The following is a 208-nucleotide window of genomic DNA, read 5'->3' as shown; positions in this document are numbered from 1 at the left end:
ATTTATGGTAATGTTTGATTTCTTTATAGTGTGAACCAATATGGGAATAAATATAATCGCCGCTGTACGGCTCCACTGTCTCATCATGAGTAGACTGAATCACAAGCGCTGGGGTGGTCACGCGCCCCATCTCTTTCTTTACCACATTAATGAGCTGCCAAAGGCTTGCGATGCAGGCTACTGGGCTATGGTGATAAGGAAACAGCTC

The 208-nt window shown here is 45.2% G+C and carries 1 protein-coding gene; it reads right to left on the bottom strand.

Annotation, left to right across the window (positions count from 1 at the left end; translation table 11 throughout):
* Positions 1-208, bottom strand: a 208-nt coding sequence (locus LKX83_RS33720) for an alpha/beta hydrolase (protein ID WP_227887690.1), incomplete at both ends; no start/stop codon positions are given.

The sequence above is a fragment of the Cohnella baijiui genome (assembly GCF_020731285.1).
Classification (GTDB): domain Bacteria; phylum Bacillota; class Bacilli; order Paenibacillales; family Paenibacillaceae; genus Cohnella.
The sequence above is the reverse complement of the archived record's forward strand: the minus strand, read 5'-3'. Positions and strand labels throughout refer to the sequence as shown.